This is a genomic window from Microvirga tunisiensis, assembly GCF_009296175.1.
Lineage (GTDB): Bacteria > Pseudomonadota > Alphaproteobacteria > Rhizobiales > Beijerinckiaceae > Microvirga > Microvirga tunisiensis.
The window spans coordinates 1-4,138 of the sequence record NZ_VOSK01000466.1 but is presented as its reverse complement, the minus strand read 5'-3'; the positions used below and the strand labels follow the sequence as shown (position 1 = coordinate 4,138).

The 4,138-nt window shown below is 60.4% G+C and carries 1 protein-coding gene and 1 pseudogene; both read right to left on the bottom strand.

What is annotated here, in order from left to right; translation table 11 throughout:
• Window positions 1-118: 118 nt before the first annotated feature.
• A pseudogene (locus tag FS320_RS39420) lies at window positions 119-367 on the bottom strand (IS6 family transposase); the annotation flags it as partial.
• 866 nt (window positions 368-1,233) lie between these two features.
• Complete coding sequence (locus FS320_RS39415) at window positions 1,234-3,837, bottom strand: DUF2235 domain-containing protein (RefSeq protein WP_152717840.1); 2,604 nt, start codon at window positions 3,835-3,837, stop codon at window positions 1,234-1,236.
• Window positions 3,838-4,138 lie beyond the last annotated feature (301 nt).

Sequence of the window (4,138 nt, the reverse complement as noted above, 5' to 3'; positions counted from 1 at the left end):
GCTCTTGACGGCCGCAGCTTGCAGGGGTTTGAGGTCGGCACCTGACTGCGGACCTCGAGGGGCCGACCCTCATCTCTTGTACAGCTCCACATCTCCTCCTTCAGAAATGTGTTCGTGACACACCGTCCAAGTGCCATTTGTCTCCGGGTGCTGGAAGACGGCGGCGGATCTGCTTGGCGAAGCTTTGGCCGAACTTCAACGCCCATTGCCGGACCGTCTCGTGGCTGACCAAGATCCCTCGGGCGGCGAGCATCTCCTCGACCATGCGCAGGCTGAGCGGAAACCGGAAGTACAACCAAACGGCATAGCTGATGACTTCAGCCGGAAAGCGGTGGCGGGCATAGCGAGGATGACGGGTGTTCTTCATCCCTCACATATGCCTCCATCCAGTCACCCACCGGTTAACCTGACGGCGCCCTTCAAGACGCCCTTCAACCGCGCATTCTATGCGGATACCAAGCGTCCCTTCTGAGGCTCTCGACACCCTTCGGAATTTAACGCCGCCGGCAGGTTGCTGGCGGCGTTTTCGTTCTGGGACATGGCCTGCACGCCGCCGGTTCGCCAGCGCGGCATTCTCGGCATCAGTCCAAGCCGACATGTGGTCTGATTTCGTCAGTCCGGTTCAGTTCTAAAGGCGGACCGAATAGCTCCCAACCCGCTCTCCTCGAGACCTGTCCGGTGGATACTAGCACGGCGAGTTCAGGATCAGACCGGCCCGCGATCGAGTGGAGATATACTTTTGGCAACTCCCCTACCTCTTCCGGATTGCTGCAGATGCGAGATAGAACGGGTACGTTCGCTCCATACTTGGGGGCAAGAGCATGCAACATTTCGAAGTTATTCGACTGCAGGAAGACCTCTGGTCGGTTTGTTGCGAAGGACAAACCCTCTACTCGTATACCACTGAGGAAGAAGCTCGGTGGGCTGCTCTTGCACTGGCAACAAACGCTTGCCAGGCGGGCTCGCAGGGCTTGATAGCTATCTCTCCAGCGCAGATGGGCCACGCCCTTCAACATCAGCACCGAGTCCTTCAGATGACTGGGATGTAATGCCCCAGGCTTCCTCAAGTTTGAGGATACCCCTCGGGATTGGAGACCATATGATAATGTGGGGCAACCATGTCGCCTGCCTTCCAGCCTCTCGTTGCACGGCCGCTGATCGGCTTGATCGCCACCATCCGGAGAGGCCCCGCTCACAGGCTGCCTCACGAAGCCTTATGCTCCCCTGGTTCAGTTAGCGATTTTGCGAGAAATCATACGGCTGTGGCGGCGGCGGTTGGGGACTGGGCATTAACTCCACCGTGACCTTGGCGGATCCGCTGTTATTTCTGTAAAAGCACGTGACGAGCGGCCCGAAGGGCAGCGCCGTCATGGCGTCATTCAGGTAGAGAAAGAGCTCACCGCTCGCAGTCGCTTGGAATTGAGACACAAAGCTCTTCCGAATGCCCTTGCGGGCTTGAATCTCCTGGACTTGGGCGCCGTCCAAAACAGAAGCTCCTCCGCAGATTGAGATCGTGCCCTTATTTGAGATTTCAGCGTCGTCGGCCAGTTCAGGGGCTGTTGCGCTGTCGCTCGCCTGCAGAGCCCACTCCACATTGCCCCTGGAACCGATCCGGGCAATGGGCTGGAACCAGTCGGCCGTCCACCAGCGGCGGAGCGGCAGCCCGAGCAGGTAGAGCGGGGAGGTGTCCCGGAAGCCCATGATATCCACGACCTTCCGACCGTCGAGATACGGTTCGGACATCTCGACCCAGACCGTGTAGAGGCGTCCTTTGTCGACGTAGATGCCTGTGCCCCAGCAGGGATTGTTGGTGTGGAAACCCTCCGCCAGATTCGCGACGCCGTCCTTGGGCTGGCGCAGCAGGTTCTTCGCCGCGGTTTCTTTGCACACGCCGCCTGCGCCGGATCGATAATTGAGCACGGCTCTGCCCATGAAGGCCGCGGCCAATCCCACGAGGATGACGAGCGTGGCTCCTGGCAAAACGTAGCGCGACGCCATCGTGTACACGGAAGCGGCCACGCGCGATTGCCTCAGGCGTCGCGCCACGGTGACGAGAAAACCCGGCTCGCCCGGCCTGCGCTCGCGGTCCTTCTGGAATGCCTTCCCGTCGGGACGTTTTTCGAAGAACCAGACGCATCGTGCATTGTCGGCGATGCGATCACGCAGGCTGCCGTTCAAGCGATAAAGGCCGAGCACTGCGACGATAATCACAAGTGACGTCACCGGTTGGATCGCAAGGGCTCCGACCCAGCCTTTTGCATAGCTCGGAACAAGGCCGCCGAACGTCGTGGACAGATCGGTCAGGTTCGAACCAAGACCGTCGCGGGCATCGTCCAGCCTTCTCTGCGCCCATGCCGCGAGGTCCTCGCGCCCGATTGCCGATGCAAGACTGCTCACAACGGCGTCGAGAGCATCGCTTAACAACAATGCGGTGACCGGAAGGCCGATGAGGACGAGCGTTGCGGTGAGCAGGGCAAAATAGGCGACCCTGCGCCACCAGATCATGTCACGTGTTAAGGCGACGAAGGCTTCATTCGGTTCATTCAGACGCTGAACGGCGTCAATCGCCGGCATCGCGGCAGCCGGGTGCTGGAGCGCCAAGGTGGAATGCTTCCGATAGTCTTCGGCGTCGAACCCCGAAATCTGGTGCCGGGTGCCATCTGGCATCAGGACATAAGCGCTTTTGGGAAGGGTCAGAGGCGCATAATTCTCGGTGCCGTACACCATCTTTTCGGCGACCGAGTGGTGGATGACCGGTGGGCCACCGCTCTCAGCCCCCGAGGCAATCGGCCTTGGATCATAGCGGTAGAGGACGGCAAGTCCTTGACGCGAGTCATGGATTGGCGCGAGCGGCGAGGCCTGTTTGCGGAAGGGGTCAAGAACGCTCGGCAGTAGACGCAAACCGCCGTCCGGTCCCGTGGCCGTCGCGGCGATCTCTTCGATCATCCATGTGAGCGGCACATACGAGAGTGCATCCTCAGGGTATCCGCCGCCAACATCCGAGTGAACCCCCGCAAACCAGACCTCCTTGATGCGGGCATTGGCGGCCCAAGGGCCCTCATGTGTCATATCGAAACGCAACGGATGAAACGTCGTGCGCTCGTCATCGAGGGCGAGAGCGTGCCGCGCGAAATCCACCTTGTCGCTGAGGACACGATTGCGGAACGATATGGGCCAGATGGCCTTGTCGATCGCCGTCCTCATCTCCTCGATCGGGACGCCATAGGCTTCGACTGTATCGAAGAGGCCGGCGAACCTGATGCGAACGTTCTGTCTTGACGGGTCTATGGCGGCGCGAACCGCTGCATAGCTCCGCTGCCGGAGAAGGCCGCGATAGATCGCCAGAACGGCGTCGCGGATGGCACGAGCGATCGGGATGGTGGGAAAACTGTTGCGCCAGGTCACTTTTTCGGCGCGATACGCTCGCCAAGCCGCCTTGGCATTACGCCTCATCTCGGCGCGCGAGACCGGAGCGCCGTCGATTTCGGTTGGGAGGAGACCTTGGCTCGCAATCAGGCCGATCAGCGTGCGGATCGTGAAAGCGCCACGGCTGAAACCGAACAAGTAGATCTCGACGCCCAGGCGCCAGTTCCAACACAGGAAGCGATAGAGCTTGCGAACGTTGGAGGGCACCCCGATACCGGTCGCGGCGTCGACCATGGCAAAGGGCCGGAAGCCGGACGTCCCAACACCCTGGATGTAGACTGCGACTTGGTCCGGGCTCTTGAGATCGAGAGCGGTGTAGAGCCGCCAGATGTTCGATTCCCGGTTCCTGAAGGCGTTGCCCGTGCCGTCCGCGAAGATGACGATTTTCCTAATCTGATCACGCCGGTCCATGAGCAATCTCAGTGCAGCTTCTCAAGGCAATCCAGGGCAGCGGTTCAGGAAAAGCTAATCATACCCGGGCCATGACAAGGAAAGACTCCCAGATTGCCCTTGCGTATTGCCTCACCGAAGAATGCTCCCGACACGGATGGTCGTTGCCTCATCTTCATGCTCCCGGCAAGCCTCAGGGCTCTGCGGGCACCGAGCCTTGATCCGATGACCCGAACACCATGGCCCATGCCGCATCCCGGCGCCAGATTTTCAGACGCCGCTGGAGTGTGCGCAGATGCCGCTCGGAGTACTGGTCAGGATA